Raw genomic sequence first — 17187 nt, 5'->3', positions numbered from 1 at the left:
GGCAGAAGGACAATCACTTCTTTGGCGCACGGTGGCCCCACAAAATCGCGCGCATTATAAAGACGCCCCTCTGGCATTACCAGAGCGGAAGCGGCCGAAATGACCAGTCAAGCGGTTTTTTTCGCTGGAAAAACAGGAAGTTGGGGGCAGAAGGGAGCAAGGGGTATAAGAGCCCCGGTCAGGCCGCACAGCGACCCAGACCGGGCAGTCGGCGACCCACATGGCCGCCGACCTCGGAACCTCACGGAGGGGAGATTCAGTCTTTCTTGGGGAACAGCGCGTACTGTACGCCGGCCATATCCTCAAGGCAGCGCACTACCTGGCAGCTGTAGCCGAACTCATTGTCGTACCAGCAGTAGAGTACGGCGTTATCGCCATCGACGATGGTGGCAATCGAGTCATAGACACAGGCGCGACGGGAGCCGACAAAGTCGCTGGACACCACTTCCGGAGAGTTGGTGTAGTCGATCTGCTGACGCAGCGGCGAGTGGAGCGCCACTTCGCGCATGTAGTCGTTCACCTCGTCCTTGGTGGTCTCCCGACCCAGGCGCAGGTTGAGAATCGCCATGGATACGTTCGGAGTCGGAACCCGAATTGCATTTCCGGTCAGCTTGCCCTTCAGCTCCGGCAGGGCCTTGGACACGGCCTTGGCGGCACCAGTCTCGGTCAGCACCATATTCAGCGCGGCTGCACGGCCACGACGCTCACCCTTGTGGTAGTTGTCGATCAGATTCTGGTCGTTGGTGTAAGCGTGTACCGTCTCAACGTGGCCGTGCTCGACACCGAAACCATCCATCATGGCCTTCAGTACCGGCACGATAGCGTTGGTGGTACAGGACGCGGCGGACAGGATCTTGTCCTCCGGCGTGATGTCACCGTTATTGATGCCGTAAACGATGTTCTTGATATCGCCTTTGCCCGGCGCAGTCAGGATCACCTTGGCGGCCCCCGGAGACTCCAGGTGCTGGGCCAGGCCGGCTTCATCACGCCATACACCAGTGCTGTCAACGATGATTGCATCGTTGATACCGTGTGCGGTGTAGTCCACTTCTTGCGGAGAGTTGGCGTAGATGACCTTGATCTCGTTACCGTTGCAGATCAGGCTGCTGGTCTCTTCGTCCACGCGGATGGTGCCATTGAAAGCGCCGTGCACGGAGTCGCGACGCAGCAGGGAGGCGCGCTTGACCAGGTCATTGTCAGCCTTGCCCTTGCGCAGCACGATGGCGCGCAGGCGCAGCACATCGCCACTACCGGCCTTTTCGATCAGCAGACGGGCCACCAGGCGGCCGATACGGCCGAAACCGTAGATCACAACGTCGCGCGCCTTCGGAATCGGCTTGCCCGCACCTTCGGCGTCCGACAGCTCTTCCTTAACAAACTGGTCGACGGACAGGCCGCGATCGTCGCGCATATATTTGTTGGTCAGGGTACCCAGGTCGATATGGACAGGCCCCAGATCCAGCTTGGAGATGGCTTCCAGCACCGGGAAGCTTTCGAACTCGGAAAGCTCGTTTTCTTCCACCTGCCGCACAAAGCGGTGCGCCTTCATGATGCTCAGTACGGAACGGTTCACCAGGTTGCGGCCGTACATGTAAATACCGACGTTGCGCTCGCGATTGAGCTTGCCAATCATCGGAATCATGGCTTCAGCCAGCGCTTCGCGCTCCTTCCAGTCCTTGAAAAAATCCGCGGGCTTGGGTCGCTTCTGAGTCACTGTCAGACACCTCTGCAATATGATGGGTAGGCAGGAAAATCGTGGGGTTCCGGGCTGCCCGGGCCACGTGGCTGCGCATTATCAGTATTCCCCCCAGACCGCGCAACCGAGCAAAAAATCACCTAAAAATTGTAGTTAAACTACCAATTTGTTGCGCCAGCAAAGCGGCAATTGCATCTTTGGGGCGCCCCCAGATTCCCGGCCTGGCCCGGGCCCCAAAACGGTGATGACTGCGCCCGCGCCACTTCACCGGTACAATAGCGCACCCTCACCTCTTTCCCCCGAGGAAACGCGCGGATTTACAAGGTAAACATGACCTCTCTGAACCCCCTATCTCCACCGGAATTTCTCTCAGCAACAGATCGCCAGTACTGGGGGCAGCTCTGCGGCTCGGCCGCCGCACTGGCCATACTGAGCGCGGCCCAGCGGCGAGATACCCCTGTGCTCCTGGTCACCCGCGACAGCCAGGAAGCACACCGGCTGGAGGTGCAGCTGAAATTTTTTAACAAAAGTTCGCGAGATAGGGCTGGCGCCAGCGAGGGCGGCGAGGAGCTGGAGATCATCCATTTCCCGGACTGGGAAATCCTTCCGTACGACACTTTCTCCCCGCACCAGGACATCATTTCCGACCGCCTCGCGACGCTTTACCGACTGCCCCGCATGCAAAAGGGCATCGTGATCGCGCCGGTCAGCACGCTCATGCACAGGCTGGCACCGCGGGAATATATTTCCGGCAATGCACTGTTGCTGGAGGAAGGGCAGAAATTCGATCTGGCCACACAGCGCCGTGCGCTCGAGCAGGCGGGCTACCACTGCGTCGACACTGTCTATGAGCACGGCGAATTTGCCGTCCGCGGGTCCCTGATGGACCTGTTCCCCATGGGCAGCCGCCTGCCCTACCGGATTGACCTGTTCGATGACGAGATCGAGTCACTGCGCACCTTTGACCCGGAAACCCAACGAACCGTCGAGCGGGTGGATTCAGTGCAGCTGCTACCGGCGCGGGAATTCCCGATGCACAAGGCGGCCCTGTCCAACTTTCTCGCCCACTGGCACGAAGCGTTCGAGTGCGATCCAGCCAATGTGCCCATCTATCAGGATATCAGCGCCGGTATCGCACCCGCGGGCATTGAATACTACCTGCCGCTCTTTTTTGGTGGCGACTGCGCCAGCCTGTTCGACTACCTGCCCGAGGGCAGTGCAGCATTTCTCCAGGGGGACATACAAAAGCCTCTGGAAAACTTTTGGCGTGAGGTCAACAACCGCTACGAAAGCCGCCGCGGCGACCTCAGCAGACCAATTCTAGAACCGGCCCAGATTCTTCTCCGTCAGGACGAATTCAACAGCGCAATAAAAAACCTGCCACGGGCAATTTTTTCCGAAAACACCCTGGAAGAAGCTGCCGGCCACTACAACTTCGCCAGCCAGCCGCCACCCAACCTGCCGGTAGACGGCAAAGCAGAGCAGCCTCTGGGCAAGCTCGAGGCTTACCTGGCCGGACACTCCGGTCGCGTGTTGTTTTGCGCTGAGTCAGGTGGTCGCCGGGAGGCACTGCTGGACCTCCTGAAAGGGATTCGGTTGAAACCGACCCCCTTCGACTCGTGGGCGGAATTCCTCGACAGCGACACCACCCACGGGATCGCTGTGGCCCCAATAGACCAGGGACTTTGCCTGGACTCCCCCGCCATCAACGTCATCGCCGAGCCACAGCTGTTTGGCGAGCGGGTGCTGCAGCAGCGCCGACGCAAGAAGGCCAAGGACGACGCAGAGAATGTGGTCAAGAACCTGGCCGAGCTGCGCATCGGTTCTCCCGTCGTACATATCGATCACGGCGTCGGCCGCTATCGCGGACTCCAGAGCCTGGATATCGATGGCCAGCCGGCGGAATTTCTGACCCTCGAATACGCTGACGAGGCCAAACTCTACGTGCCGGTCGCGAGCCTGCACCTGATCAGCCGCTACTCCGGCGCCGACGAGGCCCTGGCGCCCCTGCATAAACTCGGCAGCGAGCAGTGGCAGAAGGCAAAGCGCAAAGCAGCGGAAAAAGTGCGCGACGCGGCGGCCGAGCTGCTGGACATCTACGCCCGCCGGGAGGCCAGGGTCGGACATGCCTTCGACAATCCGGGGCTGGCATACCGCGAATTCTCGGCGGGTTTCCCGTTCGAGGAAACGCCCGACCAGCAGGTGGCCATCGAGGCCGTCGTCGCCGACATGCTATCCGCGAAACCCATGGACCGACTTGTCTGTGGTGACGTGGGCTTCGGCAAGACCGAGGTGGCCATGCGCGCGGCGTTTGTCGCTGCCCATGCCGGCAAACAGGTCGCCATGCTGGTGCCCACCACCCTGCTCGCCCAGCAGCACTTCCAATCTTTCCAGGACCGCTTTGCCGACTGGCCGGTAAATGTCGAGGTGATCTCCCGCTTTCGCTCAGGAAAGGAAGTGGACAGCGTCAAAGAGCGGGTGGCCGATGGCAAAGTGGACATCCTGGTTGGCACCCACAAGTTGCTGCAGAGCGACCTGGACTTCAAAAACCTTGGCCTGCTGATCATCGATGAGGAGCACCGCTTCGGAGTGCGGCAGAAGGAGCGACTAAAGAGCCTGCGGGCAGAAGTGGACATCCTGACCATGACCGCGACTCCCATCCCCCGCACCCTGAATATGGCCATGTCGGGTATCCGAGACCTGTCGGTGATCGCCACCCCACCGGCCCGACGCCTGTCGGTGAAGACATTTGTCCGCCAGCGGGACGACGCGCTGATCAAGGAGGCGATCCTGCGGGAGATCCTCCGCGGCGGTCAGGTGTACTTCCTGCACAACGAAGTGAAGAGCATCGAGCGCATCGCCCGCGAGCTCGAGGCTCTGGTACCCGAGGCGCGTATCGCAACCGGCCACGGCCAGATGCGCGAGCGGGAGCTCGAACAGGTGATGAGCGACTTCTATCACAAACGCTTCAACGTGCTGATTTGCACCACGATCATCGAAACAGGCATCGACGTACCGAGTGCCAACACCATTCTGATCGAGCGCGCAGACAAGTTCGGGCTTGCCCAGCTGCATCAGTTGCGCGGTCGTGTGGGCCGCTCCCACCACCAGGCCTATGCCTACCTGCTGACACCGGGTAAGCGCTCCATGACCAGTGACGCAGTCAAACGCCTGGAAGCCATCAGTGAGGCCCAGGACCTGGGGGCTGGCTTTACCCTCGCCACCCACGACCTGGAAATCCGCGGTGCCGGCGAGCTGCTGGGCGAGGAGCAGAGCGGCCAGATCCAGAGCGTCGGCTTCAACCTCTATATGGAGATGCTGGACCGGGCGGTCAAAGCCATCCGTGAGGGCAAGACGCCAAACATCGACGAGCCGCTGGAATCCACGGCGGTGGACGTCAACCTGCGGGTACCGGCGCTGATTCCCGAGGATTACCTGCCCGATGTCCACGGCCGGCTCATCATGTACAAACGCATCGCCAATGCCGCCACCCGTGAGGAGTTGCGGGAGCTGCAGGTAGAGATGATCGACCGCTTTGGGCTGCTGCCGGAACCGGTCAAACACCTCTTCCGGACGACTGAAATCAAGCTGCAGGCCAACACCATGGGCATCCGCAAGCTGGAGGCCTCCGCTGCCCGCGGCCGCATCGAGTTCTCGGAGGCCACCAGCGTCGACCCACTGACACTAGTGAAGCTGGTACAGAACCAGCCGGGCGTGTTTCAGCTGGCCGGCGCCAACCAGCTGACCTTCGCCCTGGACGAAAGCGGCCCCGAGGAGCGGCTGGCACAAGTGACGGGAGTGTTGGAGCAGCTGGCGCAATGATAGACTGCGATTTCTCAGCGCCCTCGTGGCGCCGTAACCCTAACGATCAGAGCGGTATCACCATGAGAAGATTCCTGCACCTTTGCGCGAGCCTGGTCCTCGCCACCGCTTCCGGCATCGCCTCAGCGAAGAACTATGCCGGCAATACGTTCGAGATCGAGATGATCGTCTTCGGTCGCGACAGCGGTTTGGCACAAAGTGGTGAGAACTGGCCGGCATCTCCGCGCCTTGAATACCCACAGCAGTGGGTGGACTTCAACAGCATGGAGGGCGAGACTCCCCTGCTGCAGCAGGTCGCCACCAGGCTGGACAACAAGGTCGCTGCGATTCGCAGGGCCCGCGGCCAGCAGGTGCTGTTCCACAAGGCGTGGCGCCAGGTTCTGCAGAACAAGCGCAACAGCCCCGCCGTGGTCATCAACGGCGGCAACCCGGTGGGCGACCACCACCAGCTGGAAGGATCAGTCACCATCAGCGTGGCCCGCTACCTGCACCTCAGCACCAACCTGTGGCTCAGCGAATTTGGCGCGCAGCAGCCGTCAGTCGCGGACACAACGACCAGCCGTGGTATCGCCCTGCCCCGCCCACCAATGGCAGAGCAGAACATGTCGGACGAACCCATGGGGCTGAGCGGACAATCGGCTCAAGCGCTGACCGTAGACGCCATTCGCAGTGAACCGCGCCCGCCCCTGACGGCATCCCGGGTCGCCGTGCTGCAGCAGGAACGCCGCATGCGCAGTGGTGAGCTGCACTACCTCGACCATCCGCGCTTCGGCATCCTGATCGAGGTACGACCGGTAGAACAGGAAGAAGAGTCCGAGTCAGCCCCTGACACCCTCTGATTCAGATTACCGGGGCCGCCGGCCAACAGGCGGCCCCAAACCCACCCCGCCCTAACGCGCCGGGTGAGGCTACGCGAATTCAGCGACTGCAATAATAACGACAACGGAAGTACGACCTATCTATGATCACCAATGACGCCATCATTCTCGGCATGCTTGCCGCCATTCTGGGCTTTGTTTTCTATACCGCAGGCAGCGACCACCGTTTCTGGAAGCGGTTTTATCGCTTCGTACCGGCTCTGCTGCTCTGCTACTTTCTTCCCTCACTGCTGACCACGTTCGACATCATTGATGCGGAACAGTCCAATCTTTACTACGTCGCCTCCCGTTACCTGTTGCCGGCGAGTCTGGTGCTGCTGACCCTGAGTATCGACCTCAAGGCCATCGCGAACCTGGGTCCCAAGGCCCTGGTAATGTTCCTCACCGGCACCCTTGGTATTGTCATCGGTGGGCCTATTGCCCTCATGATCATGGCGAGTATCGACCCGGGCATTCTCGGGGTCAGCGGTCCGGATGCGGTCTGGCGTGGCATGACGACGGTTGCGGGAAGCTGGATCGGCGGTGGTGCAAACCAGACCGCGATGAAAGAAATCTTCAGTGTCGGTGATCAGGTGTTCTCGGCCATGGTTGCCGTGGATGTGATCATCGCCAATATCTGGATGGCAGTCCTGCTCATCATGGCGGGCAATGCGAAACAGCTTGATGCACGCCGGGGCGCCGATACGACCGCGATCACTGAGCTACGGGAGAAAGTGGAGACACTGCAGAAAAAGCACTCCCGCATTCCGTCGCTGCCCGACCTGATGTTGATTGCCGCTGTGGGCTTTGGGGTGACCGCCATTGCACATGCCTTTGCCGATCAACTGGCTCCCTGGTTCCAGGCCAACGCACCGCACCTGGCCCGCTTCAGTTTCACCAGCCAGTTCTTCTGGCTCATCATCATTGCCACCAGCCTGGGCGTGGCAATGGCATTCTCCCCCGCCTCGAAGCTCGAGGGCGCCGGCGCCTCCAGGATTGGCTCGGTCTTCATTTACTTCCTGGTGGCCACCATCGGCACCCATATGGATATCACTGCACTCCGAGATAGCCCGGAGCTGTTCCTGCTTGGGGCCATCTGGATGGCCATTCATGCGGGACTGATGCTGCTGGTGGCCAAGCTGATCAAGGCTCCGACGTTCTTTATGGCCGTGGGCAGCCAGGCGAATGTGGGTGGCGCGGCATCGGCGCCGGTCGTCGCCGCCGCCTTCCATCCGTCACTGGCACCGGTGGGCGTGCTGCTGGCGGTGTTTGGCTATGCGCTGGGCACTTACGCCGCATGGTTCTGCGGTCAGTTGCTGCGGGTGGTGGGAGGCCCTTAAGGGGCCATCCCGCAGACCACTTTCAGGCGGGCAATAAAAAGGCGGGCCAAAGGCCCGCCCAGGTGTACCAGTGCTCCTGCAGTGGGCTCATTGATGCTCACTCATACTGAATGAGCACACCCCAACGGAGTGGCAATTACAAAGAAGTTCTTATCGGGGACTCATTCGCAGGGAACGACATCTTCCGCCAACAATCCTTTGTCACCTTTCTGCATTTCAAACTCCACGGCCTGACCCTCATTCAGGGTCTTATAACCTTCGCCGCGAATACTGCGATAGTGAACAAAAATATCCTCGGTACCTTCTCCACAGGTGATGAATCCGTAACCCCGGGCATTGTTAAACCACTTTACGGTACCTGTAACGCGATCACTCATTGAGCCAACCTCATTATTGTTATTGCGTTGCACCCTCTACCCCTGCGTTACCTCTGCGGGTGGAGAGCGACAAACGCCACCCCAATATCGGCAGCCGGCAGGCTGCTCTCTTGCACTGTCCACCTAGTCATTCAGGTGTACAACAATGATTCTTAGATAAATTGGCGCCAGTGTCTAGGTTTCTATGTGAAATAAATACTACATCGAGGACTTTTCGCGCAATTTTTCATCAACGCTAAGCGGCAAAACTTCTACACCTGTTAAAGCTGTCACATTCCGGCCAAACAGACTTTCCAGCACAACCTGCCAATGCATTCAGACTGGCTCGTGAACCGGCTTTTCCACCATTGGCATCTCCGCAATATGCACCGTGGAAGTCGGGAACGCACAGGAGGCACCATGGGATTCCACGATCTCCAGAACCTTTAACAGTACATCCTGTTTGATTTCGTGATAGCGGATCCACTCCACTGTTTTCGTAAAGGTGTAGATGAAGAAGTCGAGGGACGAAGGTGCAAAGCTGTTGAAGTTCACGATCAGGGTCTGGTTGGTATCGATCTCCGGGTGGTTCTGCAGCATCGCTTTTACATCCGCAACAATAGCGGCCATGTGGGGCGCATCTTCGTAGCGAATGCCGACGGTTTCAAAGATCCTGCGGTTATGCATCCGCGAGGGGTTCTCCACCGAGATCTGGGTGAAGACACTGTTGGGAATATAGAGGGGACGCTTGTCAAAAGTGCGGATGCGGGTCAGCCGCCAGCCGATGTCCTCTACCGTACCCTCGATCTCTTTGTCCGGAGAGCGCACCCAGTCTCCGACAGCAAAGGGCCGGTCGAGATAGACCATCAAGCCGCCGAAGAAGTTGGCCAGCAGGTCTTTTGCCGCAAAGCCCACCGCCAGACCACCAATACCGCCAAACGCGAGAATACCGCTGATGCTGTACTGGAAGTACTGCATGATCACCATCGCCGCGGTGATCAGGATCGAGGCCCGCACCAGCTTGCCAAGGGCACGTACGGTGGTCGCATCCATTGGCTTGGCAATATAGCGCGGGTCGCGCAGGTTCTGCTCGACATTGCGGGAGAAGCGCCACGCAAACCAGGTGACCACCAGGATCACGCCGACATCCCTGATCGGTGTCGCCAGGTCGAAGATCTCGGCTCCCGTGGCTGCACCGGCACGGCCGGCGGCTACTGTCAGGCCCACAAGCCAGATCAGCACCGGCCCCGGCGGCGTCAGCGCGCCCACCACCGCGTCGTCCCACGGGTTCGATGTCTTTTCGGTGCGGACCTCCAGCTTCTGCACGAAGCGCCTCAGGAACCAGGCACCGAACGCAGTGGCGAGGATGATCGAAAAAATAACCACGATCCAGAATCGATTGTCACCAATCCAGGGGACGATCAGTTCCTTAAAAGCTTCCACTGATTACTGCTCCAATCACATCGTTGTTATTGAAAGTTGTCAGCCGTCACCCACTGGTCCGGGCGGCAAAAAAAAGACGGGCACAAGCGCGGCCCAAAGGGGCTTCAACCAATGCGGCTGCAGCTTATGACATGTGTCAGTCCGTCGCGAGCAGGGAATTGAGCCATTCCCGGGTCTGCTGCCAGCGCTCACTCTGCTGCAAAGCCTGCCACGAATCAATGGCTGGCCGACCCCGCATCCTGGCCAACCGCTTTGAAGACGCAGGATCCGGGCGAAAGTTCTCCAACGCGTCTAGCACTTCAAGGGCGCCGGCTCGGTTATTACAGACGATGCCCATATCGCAGCCGGCAGAGAGTGCAGCCTGAATACGCGCTCCGTAACCGCCAGCCGCTCCGGCCCCCTCCATAGAGAGATCATCGCTGAATATCACCCCATCGAAGCCAAGCTGGCCACGCAACACATCCTGAAGCCACAGCGATGAAAAACCCACCGGCTGTTGATCCACCTGCACAAAGCGGATATGCGCCGGCATCACGGCATCGAGCTCGCCGCTGCGAATACACTCCGAAAAAGGCAGGGCGTCGCTGGCCATGACTGCTTCGAGATCTCTCTCATCCTCTGGCAGCTCTTCGTGACTGTCTTCCAGAACATGACCGTGGCCGGGGAAATGCTTTCCGGTCGTCGCCATACCGGCCTCATGCATGCCCGCCATAAATGGGCGCACCTTTGCTCCCACCGCGGCAGGATCAGCGTCAAAACTCCGATCACCGACGATACGGCAGTGGGCATCGTCCGCATCCAGCACCGGAGCGAAACTGAAATCGATACCCGCCGTAAGAAGTTCCGCCGCCAGTAACCAGCCGACATCGCGGAGGCACTGGTCGTCGGCGGCCCGGGCGAGCTTCTGCATGGAGGGAATGCGGGTAAAGCCCAGTTCCCGGAACCGCTGCACCCTGCCCCCTTCCTGATCGACCGCGATAAGGATCTCGGGGCGCTCCGCGCGGATCTCGGCCGCCAGGCTCTCCAGCTGGGGGCGGTCCTTAAAATTCCGGCTGAAGAAAATCAGCCCACCCACCATAGGGTGCTTGAGGATTTGGCGGTCCTGATCGGTCAGCTCGGTGCCTTCGATATCGATCATTACCGGACCGATTCCATTTCCCTCGGTTTGCTGTTCCATTTTTGATCTCACGTTCGGGGCCCATTTCCGGGCTTCAACTCGTTGGCAGGATACGGCTCAGCTCTGCCTATTAGCCATCTGCATGCAGCATGGCCGCGGCCGCGGGCACGAGCCGCTCCAGGGTTTCCTGCAGGCTGCTCTCCGCACCAAAATCCTCTTTGAGGATAGCCTCGATGGCATCGAAACTGGACAGGGTGAAAATAGTGGCCCCGAGCATAAAGTAAAGGCGCCAGTAGAAAGTAACCGGATCGAGCCCTGGGAGCGCCCTGGACAACAAGCCGGCAAATCGCCGATAGCTCTCGCCATAGCGGGATACGATAAAGCGTCGCAGGTGTCCCTGGTACTGGGTGTAGGCAAGCCCCAGCAGGCGCATGAACCGCTGAGGATCACGGCCCTGCCGCTCGAGACTTGCCATCGCGACCCGGTAGAGCCCATCCAGCAGCACTTCGGCGCTCAAAGGTTCGTCCATCGCCTCACGGCGGTCCAACTCTTTGACCAGGCTCTCGGTAAACGGCGTCAGGAACCGCTCGAAAACCGCCTGGATCAATTCCTTCTTCGAGCCAAAATGGTAGTTTACGGCAGCGAGGTTGACGCCAGCGGTGCTCGTGATGGTGCGAAGTGAAGTCTCGGTGAAGCCGCGCTCGGCGAACAAGACTTCCGCGGCATCCAGTATCCGGCTGACGGTGTCAGTCTGGGTCATACGAATTCAAACCACCAATTAAAACAGTTGTTTGGTATTTAGCGCAGATTAGCACATTCATCCGCAGCTGGCGCAGCTACTGACTCCGGGGCCCAGACATTAGATTGTGGTAAACACAAGAGGGGCAGGAAGTCATGACACAAATGGCACCAGATATCGGCAACTGGTTCGAAGACCTGGAAAGTGGCGAGGTGTTCGAGGTGGTGGCCCTTGACGAGTTTCACCAGACAGTGGAAGTGCAGTACCTGGACGGCACCGTGGATGAGATGGATCGGGAGTACTGGATCAGCCGCTCACTGGCGCCCGCAGCCGCTCCAGAAGATGCCCACGCCGCCTACGGGCAAACAGCGCGGGAACAGGATCCGAATTCAGCTGGCTCCACTCCGGAGCTGCTCAGCCCCCTGGATAATCTGGAAGGGGAAAGTTTCACTGGCACCGACGAAAGCCCCTTCTGACTGGGGCCTGACTGCTCGCGCTGGAGATCCAACGCTGCACTTCGCTACTCTTTGGAGCGGATATAGTCGATGATGATCTCCGCCGCCTGGTCGACCGTGTCAACGACCTGAAACAGGTCCAGGTCAGAGGAGTCTATACATTCCCGCTCCAACACCGTATCCACGAGCCAGTCTCGCAATCCCGCCCAGTAACGCTCGCCCACCAGAACAATGGGGAATTTCTGTACTTTCTTGGTTTGCACCAGAGTCAGCGCCTCAAACAATTCGTCCAGAGTTCCATATCCACCAGGCAGGCCGACAAACCCCACGGCGTGTTTCACAAACATGAATTTGCGCACGAAAAAGTAACGAAAGTTCAGGCTGATGTCCTGATACGGGTTTGGCGCCTGCTCGAAAGGCAGCTGGATATTCAGGCCGATGGACGTGCCCGGCTGGGGAAGCGCGCCCCGGTTGCAGGCCTCCATCAGGCCTGGACCTCCACCAGTAATCACTGAGATCCCCTCGCCGGCCAGCAATTCTCCGAGGCGAACCGCCTGCTGGTACTCGGCGGTACTTTCAGTAAACCTGGCCCCGCCGAATACGGTGACCGCTCCACTGAGCGCAATCAAACGCTCAATGCCATCGACCAGTTCAGATTGGATACGGAGGACGCGCCAGGCTTCTGGCATTTTTGCATCTAGCATTATCGCTTTCCCTCTGCTGATGCAACCAGACCCGGCTCACAGAGTTACCGGCTAACGAGCCTTTCCACTGGCTGCACTTATTATTCTCCCTGATTTCACTTTAGCAGCTTTTTGCGTCATGACCGGTAAGTTTGCGCTCGTTTTCATTCTGTATATAATCACAGCAACTGTATAAAAATACAGATTACCATCAGGCAGGTGACTCTCATGACCAATCTCACTGCGCGCCAGGCTCAGGTACTGGACCTGATCAAATCTTACCTGGACGATACCGGCTACCCTCCCACTCGCGCGGAAATCGCTCAGGAACTGGGTTTTCGCTCCCCCAACGCTGCAGAGGAACACTTGAAGGCCCTGGCCCGCAAGGGGGCCATTGAAATGGTCGCGGGTGCATCCCGGGGAATTCGGATTCCCGGATACCAGCCGGGCCTGCCGATTGTTGGTCGTGTCGCGGCGGGCAACCCGATCCTGGCCGAGGAGAACATCGAGGATTACTGCGAGCTGCCAGCAGACTTTTTCCACCCTCCGGCAGACTATTTGCTGCGCGTACATGGAATGAGCATGAAGGATGCAGGAATTCTGGACGGGGACCTTTTGGCGGTACAACGCACCGATCAGGTTCGCAACGGCCAGATTGTCGTTGCGCGCATCGAGGACGAGGTCACAGTCAAACGTTTCCGCCGCCGCGGCAATCAGGCACTGGTGCAGTTGCTGCCGGAAAATGACGAGTTTGAAGTGATTCAGGTGGATATGCGGGACAAGCACTTCGCGATTGAAGGCCTGGCTGTCGGTGTGATCCGTCAGACTCCCTGATTCCCCACCCCGCTCTCCATCGGCAGAAACAAGCCCGGTGGAGAGCTCCGGCTAGCGCCATCCCCTCCCGTTTATCCGCCCCCCAGATAAAACCTGCTCCCCGGACTGATGATGGCCTGGGGTTATTCAAGCAAAAAAGACTGGATTGAGTAGCCGGGGAACCCGGACGTTTGACCCGCTCGCGGCCGCGAGCTCGGGGGATGGCACCCGCCATCTAGAGGGGCTTAGTTAGAGGGGCTTAGTGGATGGTATGGTTGACCGGTTCCAGCTCTTCCTCGAAAGCTTCCGGTTCCGGCTCCAGTTCGCCCAAATTTTGAACAGCTTCAATGCCTGCTTCCAGCATGGCCTTGGCGATCGCGATCTTGTGCTCCCGCAGGAACTGGACACTCTCCTCGGAAAAATGGATTCGCACCAGGGGATCATCGCGCTCACCGGCCCGGCGCAGGGCGACATCGCCGTTAGCCAGTTCAATGATTTCAAAGGTCTCAGAGGACATGCGCATCTCCGTTCACATCAGTTTTGCGCAGTGTAACACAGCACCGGAGACAGGTTCATGGCGTGCCGGTGCAGGAGCCCCTTTGAATTCCACCCGGAGCGGGAAGTTCACCATTCGGCACTATGGGCGCGCTGGCGTCGAATAATTTCACTAAGAGCCGACTGCCAGTGATCCACTTGCTGCCCGTTCAGGGCTTCGAGAGGACGCCGACCAAGATCCCTGCTGGGAATCAGAGTCGGCTCTGACGCGCGCTGTTGATTCGCATCCCCGGAGAAATCCCATAGGCCAGCCCAGGCACGCTCGAGGGATGACAACCAGCTGTCGGGTTCCTCCAGCAACTCCAGCAATTCCCTTGCCTCACCACAGCCCTTACCCTGGGACTCGGCCAGCCGGGCCAGCGCCAGCGCCGAGTCCGGCTGGCCCCCGAGCTGTAGCTGAAACGCCAGCTCGGCAAGAAAAGCCTGATAAGCGCGCCGGAGCTGCAGCAGCCGGGCCTCATCGAGGGCCTGCCGTTGCAGGTTGCCGTCGGGCTCAATATCCGCAAGAAGGGCCGCCTTGCGCAGCGCAGCAGCAACCGAGCCGGTATGGGGATTGCTCATTTCTTCTTGCTCGGCGCCTTCTTCGCCGGTGCTTTCTTCGCTGCGGCCTTCTTCTTGGGTGCGGCTTTTCGCTTGGCAGCGGGCTTGGCCGTGGACTCTACCAACCATTTGCCATCGCGATAAAAAGCCTTCCAGCCGGTCGCCTTGCCGTCTTCCTCAGACTGTACGTACTGCTCCTGGGTTTTACGACTGAAGCGCACCACCGTGTCCCTGCCCTGATCATCTTCAGTCGGTGCAGAAAACAGGAAACTGTACTTGGGATCAATCTCTGCTTTGTGCGGGAGCAGCTCTTTTACCAGCGGAGCCCTGGTCTCGCGGTTTTTCGGGAACTGGCTCGCAGCCAGAAACAGTCCCGATGCGCCGTCACGCAGAATGTAGTGATCATCCACCTTCTGGCATGGCAGCTCCGGCATAGGTACTGGATCCATCTTCGGCGGTGCGGGCTGCCCGTTCTTGAGCAGCTTGCGGGTGTTCTTACATTCCTCGTTGGTGCAGCCGAAATACTTGCCGAAGCGGCCCGATTTGAGCTGCATATCACTACCGCACTTGTCACATTCAATGACCGGACCGTCGTAGCCTTTGATCTTGAACGTGCCCTTTTCCACCTCGTAGCCCGGGCAATCAGGGTTGTTACCGCAGATATGCAGTTTGCGGTGCTCATCCACGAGATAGCTGTCCATGGCGGTGCCGCACTTGGCACAGCGCCGCTTATCCCGTAGTTGACGGGTTTCGGCGTCTTCATCCTTGTCAGCGTCAACCGCCTCCTCACCGGAAACCAGGTTCATGGTATTGGTGCAGCGCTCCTTGGGCGGCAGCCCGTAACCTGAGCAACCCAGGAACACCCCCGTGGAACCGGTGCGGATTTGCATATGGCGCCCGCACTTGCTGCACTCGATATCGGTATCGGTGGGCGTATTGCGACGCATGCCGCCGTCTGGGGACTGCGCCTTCTCCAGCCGCGAGGAGAAATCTTCATAGAACTCGTTGAGCAGCTCCTTCCAGCCCCGATCCCCGTCGGCTACGGCATCCAGGGACTCCTCCAGGTTGGCCGTAAAGCCGTAATCCATCAGGTTCTTGAAGCTCTCGCTCAAACGGTCCGTAACAATATCGCCCATTTTTTCAGCATAGAAACGGCGATTCTCAAGACGGACATAGCCGCGATCCTGAATGGTGGAGATAATCGAGGCATAGGTCGATGGGCGACCGATACCGCGCTTTTCCAGCTCTTTTACCAGAGCGGCCTCGCTGAAACGCGCCGGTGGTTTGGTGAAATGCTGCTTGGGGTCGAGCTTTTTCAATGCCAGCTTCTCCCCAACTTTCACGTCGGGCAGTACCAGGTCCTCATCTTTCTTGCTCACTTGCGGCGCGACTTTAAGGAAGCCGTCAAAACGGATGACCCGACCGCGAGCGCGTAGTTCGAAATCCCCTGCCGTCACCACTACCGATGTCGAGGTGAACTCTGCAGGTGTCATCTGACAGGCAACGAACTGTTGCCAGATGAGGTTATAAAGCCGCTCTGCATCCCTCTCGACGCCGCTCAGCATATTCGGTTGCATGCGTACATCTGATGGGCGAATAGCCTCGTGTGCCTCCTGTGCGCCCTCTTTGCTGCTGTAGCTGTTGGGAGACTCCGGCAGGTATTTTTTACCGAACTTCTCGAGGATGAAGTCCCGAGCCGAATCCACCGCCTCTTTGCTCAGGTTGGTGGAGTCTGTACGCATGTAGGTGATGTGGCCTGCCTCGTAGAGGCGCTGCGCCAGCATCATGGTCTTTTTGACACTGAAGCCAAGCCGGTTGCTCGCCGCCTGCTGTAGCGTCGAGGTAATGAACGGCGCATTGGGTTTGGAGCTGGTCGGCTTGTCGTCCCGCTGCGAAACGGTGTACTCGCTGGACTGCAGGGCCTTGGCTGCGGCACTGGCCTGCTCCTCACTGGTGGGGCGAAACGCCTCACCGGCCTGGCGCTTGACCTCCAGGTGCAGCGGCTCCGTCTTGGCAGTCTCAGTATCGGCCGAGATGGTCCAGTATTCCTCGGGCACAAAGGCACGGATTTCTCGCTCGCGCTCCACAACGAGGCGCACGGCCACTGACTGGACCCGACCCGCGGAGAGACCGCGGGCAACCTTTTCCCACAGCAGCGGCGAGACCATGTAACCGACAATCCGGTCGAGGAAACGCCGGGCCTGCTGGGCGTTTACACGATTGATGTTCAACCGGCCCGGGTCTTTGAAGGCCTCCTGGATCGCGGATTTGGTGATCTCATTGAAGACCACCCGGCGATAGCGATTGTCATCACCACCAATCGCCTCCCGCAGGTGCCAGGCGATCGCTTCCCCCTCACGGTCCAAGTCCGTTGCCAGATAAATCTGGTCCGCGTTTTCCGCCAGCTTGCGCAATTCACTGACCACTTTTTCCTTGCCGGGAAGGATCTCGTAATGCGCGGCCCAGTCATGATCCGGGTCAATCCCCATCCGCTTGATCAGCTGCTCGCGGTTTTTCTTGCGCTTGTACTTTTCTTTCTCTTCCGGTGAAAGCTTGCGCGTCTCTGCCGCTTTGCGCGCACGCTCTTTGGGATCGACAGGTTGTTTGTTACTGCCGGCAGTGGGCAAATCGCGAATATGCCCCACACTGGACTTCACCACGAAGTCCTTGCCGAGGTATTTGTTGATGGTTTTCGCTTTGGCCGGTGATTCGACAATGACCAGTGATTTACCCATAAGCCTTTGAATTCTTTAAGAAATTTTACTGCCGAC

Annotated in this window: 14 protein-coding genes; 5 read left to right on the top strand and 9 right to left on the bottom strand. The window is 59.0% G+C overall.

The window, feature by feature from the left end:
- Positions 1-256: 256 nt before the first annotated feature.
- Positions 257-1642 carry a glyceraldehyde-3-phosphate dehydrogenase gene (locus AUP74_RS11910; RefSeq protein WP_418287629.1) on the bottom strand — a complete coding sequence of 462 codons (1386 nt, stop codon included), beginning with the start codon at positions 1640-1642 and terminating at the stop codon, positions 257-259.
- A gap of 384 nt (positions 1643-2026) precedes the next feature.
- Between AUP74_RS11910 and mfd the strand changes: the two genes are divergently transcribed.
- From mfd to AUP74_RS11895, 3 genes are all read left to right on the top strand, one after another.
- Positions 2027-5518: a transcription-repair coupling factor gene (gene mfd, locus AUP74_RS11905; protein WP_145924393.1), complete on the top strand. Its 3492-nt coding sequence runs from the start codon at positions 2027-2029 to the stop codon at positions 5516-5518.
- 62 nt (positions 5519-5580) lie between these two features.
- Positions 5581-6357, top strand: a complete 777-nt coding sequence (locus AUP74_RS11900; protein ID WP_069947759.1) for a CsiV family protein — start codon at positions 5581-5583, stop codon at positions 6355-6357.
- Between the two features lie 122 nt (positions 6358-6479).
- Positions 6480-7715 (top strand): DUF819 family protein, encoded by a 1236-nt coding sequence (locus tag AUP74_RS11895; protein ID WP_069947758.1) that lies wholly within the window; start codon positions 6480-6482, stop codon positions 7713-7715.
- Positions 7716-7876: 161 nt separating this feature from the next.
- On the opposite strand, the gene AUP74_RS11890 is transcribed toward AUP74_RS11895, so the two are convergent.
- From AUP74_RS11890 to AUP74_RS11875, 4 genes are all read right to left on the bottom strand, one after another.
- Positions 7877-8092: a cold-shock protein gene (locus tag AUP74_RS11890; RefSeq protein ID WP_067081471.1), complete on the bottom strand. Its 216-nt coding sequence runs from the start codon at positions 8090-8092 to the stop codon at positions 7877-7879.
- A gap of 315 nt (positions 8093-8407) precedes the next feature.
- The gene (locus AUP74_RS11885; protein WP_069947757.1) at positions 8408-9514 is read right to left on the bottom strand and encodes a mechanosensitive ion channel family protein; all 1107 of its coding nucleotides are present in this window, start codon (positions 9512-9514) and stop codon (positions 8408-8410) included.
- 136 nt (positions 9515-9650) lie between these two features.
- The gene (gene nagZ / locus AUP74_RS11880; RefSeq protein WP_145924392.1) at positions 9651-10691 is read right to left on the bottom strand and encodes a beta-N-acetylhexosaminidase; all 1041 of its coding nucleotides are present in this window, start codon (positions 10689-10691) and stop codon (positions 9651-9653) included.
- A 70-nt stretch (positions 10692-10761) separates the two neighbouring features.
- The gene (locus AUP74_RS11875) at positions 10762-11391 is read right to left on the bottom strand and encodes a TetR/AcrR family transcriptional regulator (protein WP_069947756.1); all 630 of its coding nucleotides are present in this window, start codon (positions 11389-11391) and stop codon (positions 10762-10764) included.
- A gap of 143 nt (positions 11392-11534) precedes the next feature.
- On the opposite strand from AUP74_RS11875, the gene AUP74_RS11870 reads away from it, so the two are divergent.
- Positions 11535-11846 carry a DUF6763 family protein gene (locus AUP74_RS11870; protein ID WP_083260956.1) on the top strand — a complete coding sequence of 104 codons (312 nt, stop codon included), beginning with the start codon at positions 11535-11537 and terminating at the stop codon, positions 11844-11846.
- A gap of 44 nt (positions 11847-11890) precedes the next feature.
- Here the strand turns inward: AUP74_RS11870 and AUP74_RS11865 are convergent, their stop codons facing one another.
- Positions 11891-12529 (bottom strand): LOG family protein, encoded by a 639-nt coding sequence (locus tag AUP74_RS11865; RefSeq protein WP_069947754.1) that lies wholly within the window; start codon positions 12527-12529, stop codon positions 11891-11893.
- Positions 12530-12736: 207 nt separating this feature from the next.
- On the opposite strand from AUP74_RS11865, the gene lexA reads away from it, so the two are divergent.
- The gene (lexA, locus tag AUP74_RS11860) at positions 12737-13342 is read left to right on the top strand and encodes a transcriptional repressor LexA (protein ID WP_069947753.1); all 606 of its coding nucleotides are present in this window, start codon (positions 12737-12739) and stop codon (positions 13340-13342) included.
- A 238-nt stretch (positions 13343-13580) separates the two neighbouring features.
- Here lexA and AUP74_RS11855 read toward each other — a convergent pair whose 3' ends face one another.
- The 3 genes from AUP74_RS11855 to topA all read right to left on the bottom strand — a co-directional run bounded on the left by AUP74_RS11855 (position 13581) and on the right by topA (position 17151).
- Positions 13581-13838: a hypothetical protein gene (locus AUP74_RS11855; RefSeq protein WP_069947752.1), complete on the bottom strand. Its 258-nt coding sequence runs from the start codon at positions 13836-13838 to the stop codon at positions 13581-13583.
- Between the two features lie 107 nt (positions 13839-13945).
- The gene (locus tag AUP74_RS11850; protein WP_069947751.1) at positions 13946-14437 is read right to left on the bottom strand and encodes a DUF6586 family protein; all 492 of its coding nucleotides are present in this window, start codon (positions 14435-14437) and stop codon (positions 13946-13948) included.
- On the bottom strand, positions 14434-17151 hold the full coding sequence (gene topA, locus AUP74_RS11845; RefSeq protein WP_069947750.1) for a type I DNA topoisomerase: 2718 nt from the start codon (positions 17149-17151) through the stop codon (positions 14434-14436). Before topA ends, AUP74_RS11850 begins: the two co-directional genes overlap by 4 nt.
- Between the last annotated feature and the right edge of the window lie 36 nt (positions 17152-17187).

Source organism: Microbulbifer aggregans, from assembly GCF_001750105.1.
In the GTDB taxonomy this organism is placed as follows: domain Bacteria; phylum Pseudomonadota; class Gammaproteobacteria; order Pseudomonadales; family Cellvibrionaceae; genus Microbulbifer; species Microbulbifer aggregans.
This window is presented reverse-complemented; position numbering and strand designations above follow the sequence as displayed.

What these genes read in the sequence shown, in the direction of transcription:
- AUP74_RS11865 (WP_069947754.1), bottom strand. Translation starts at nt 12,529, where the DNA reads ATGCTAGATGCAAAAATGCCAGAAGCCTGGCGCGTCCTCCGTATCCAA.
- AUP74_RS11910 (WP_418287629.1), bottom strand. Translation starts at nt 1,642, where the DNA reads ATGATTCCGATGATTGGCAAGCTCAATCGCGAGCGCAACGTCGGTATT.
- AUP74_RS11895 (WP_069947758.1), top strand. Translation starts at nt 6,480, where the DNA reads ATGATCACCAATGACGCCATCATTCTCGGCATGCTTGCCGCCATTCTG.
- mfd (WP_145924393.1), top strand. Translation starts at nt 2,027, where the DNA reads ATGACCTCTCTGAACCCCCTATCTCCACCGGAATTTCTCTCAGCAACA.
- AUP74_RS11870 (WP_083260956.1), top strand. Translation starts at nt 11,535, where the DNA reads ATGGCACCAGATATCGGCAACTGGTTCGAAGACCTGGAAAGTGGCGAG.
- topA (WP_069947750.1), bottom strand. Translation starts at nt 17,151, where the DNA reads ATGGGTAAATCACTGGTCATTGTCGAATCACCGGCCAAAGCGAAAACC.
- AUP74_RS11855 (WP_069947752.1), bottom strand. Translation starts at nt 13,838, where the DNA reads ATGTCCTCTGAGACCTTTGAAATCATTGAACTGGCTAACGGCGATGTC.
- AUP74_RS11875 (WP_069947756.1), bottom strand. Translation starts at nt 11,391, where the DNA reads ATGACCCAGACTGACACCGTCAGCCGGATACTGGATGCCGCGGAAGTC.
- AUP74_RS11890 (WP_067081471.1), bottom strand. Translation starts at nt 8,092, where the DNA reads ATGAGTGATCGCGTTACAGGTACCGTAAAGTGGTTTAACAATGCCCGG.
- AUP74_RS11900 (WP_069947759.1), top strand. Translation starts at nt 5,581, where the DNA reads ATGAGAAGATTCCTGCACCTTTGCGCGAGCCTGGTCCTCGCCACCGCT.
- AUP74_RS11850 (WP_069947751.1), bottom strand. Translation starts at nt 14,437, where the DNA reads ATGAGCAATCCCCATACCGGCTCGGTTGCTGCTGCGCTGCGCAAGGCG.
- nagZ (WP_145924392.1), bottom strand. Translation starts at nt 10,691, where the DNA reads ATGGAACAGCAAACCGAGGGAAATGGAATCGGTCCGGTAATGATCGAT.
- lexA (WP_069947753.1), top strand. Translation starts at nt 12,737, where the DNA reads ATGACCAATCTCACTGCGCGCCAGGCTCAGGTACTGGACCTGATCAAA.